This window comes from Glycomyces amatae (assembly GCF_020991375.1).
Lineage (GTDB): Bacteria > Actinomycetota > Actinomycetes > Mycobacteriales > Micromonosporaceae > Glycomyces > Glycomyces amatae.
In genome coordinates, this window is the sequence record NZ_JAJLQZ010000052.1 from 1 (window position 1) to 1,264 (window position 1,264).

General features: G+C 65.6%; 1 protein-coding gene. It reads left to right on the forward strand.

Features of this window, described 5'->3' with window-relative positions:
- Positions 1-53 precede the first annotated feature (53 nt).
- Positions 54-1,216 (forward strand): IS3 family transposase gene (locus tag LO763_RS28555; protein WP_439650329.1). Its coding sequence is split into 2 segments (ribosomal slippage): positions 54-306 and positions 306-1,216, totalling 1,164 coding nucleotides; the frame shifts between segments, so codons are not numbered across the junction.
- Positions 1,217-1,264 lie beyond the last annotated feature (48 nt).

Consider the following 1,264-nt stretch of genomic DNA (forward strand, 5'->3'; position numbering starts at 1 on the left):
TGAGGTGTATCAAGGATGTTGGACGCGGATCCTGATCTGAGAGGATTCCGTCCATGCCCGCGAAGCGCCGGAAGTTCAGCCCGCAGTTCAAGGCCGAGGCTGTGCAGATGGTCGTCCAGACCGGTCGAACGGTCGCCGAGGTCGCCCGTGACCTGGGGATCAATTCGACGACGCTGGGCAACTGGGTGAACAACTGGAAAGACGAACATCCCCAGACATCACAAGAGGAATCACCGGTGGACCAAGCCCGTATCTCCGAGCTGGAGGCCGAGGTCGCGCGGCTGCGCATGGAGAATGAGTTCCTGAAAAAAGCCGCGGCCTTCTTCGCGAGGGAGCAGGGGTAGCCGAGCGTTGCGCCCTGATCGAGGCGGAGAAGGCCAACTACCCGATCACCTGGATGTGCGTCCAGCTCGGGGTGCCGCGCTCGACGTTTTACTACTGGAGGGACAGGGCCGAGACGGCCACCGAGGCCCGCCGGCGACGGCTTGCAGTCGAGATCGAGCGGGTCTTCGAAGACTCCCGCCGCACCTACGGCTGCCGTCGGGTCGCGGCGCAGCTCAATCGGGACGGGATTCCCTGCTCGGTCGGGCTGGTCGCGGACCTGATGCGCGAGGCCGGGCTCGAGGCGGTGCAGCCGCGGGCCTGGAGGAAGACCACCGTCCCAGGCGAGGTCGTCGAGGAGGTGCCCGACCGCGTTGAACGGGCCTTCAGCGCCGCAGCGCCCGGCAGGGTGGCGGTCGGGGACATCACCTACCTCAAGACCGGCGAGGGTTGGCTCTACCTGGCGACCGTGATCGACCTGCACACGCGGATGGTGATCGGCTGGCAGATGGCCGATCACATGCGCACGAGCCTGGTCATCGAGGCCCTGGCCGCTGCGAAGGAGGCCGGCTACCTCGAGGAGGGAGCAGTGTTCCACTCCGACAGGGGAACGCAGTACTGCGCGGGGGCCTTCGCCGCCTGGTGCAAGGCCAACGGCGTCGATCGGTCGATGGGCCGCACCGGCGTGTGCTGGGACAACGCCGCCGCCGAGTCGTTCTTCGCGAGCTTGAAGAACGAGTGCTACCACCAGAAGACCTTCGCCACCAGGGCTGAAGCGCGCCTGGCGGTCGCCGACTACATCGAGGCGTTCTACAACCGCAGACGCCTACACTCGACACTCGGCTACCGGACCCCAGCCGAAGCCTTGGCCGAGTACTTCTCTCGCGCTGCCTGAAACCCAACCGTTACGAGATCCCTGTCCAAAATCCTTGTTACAGCTCAC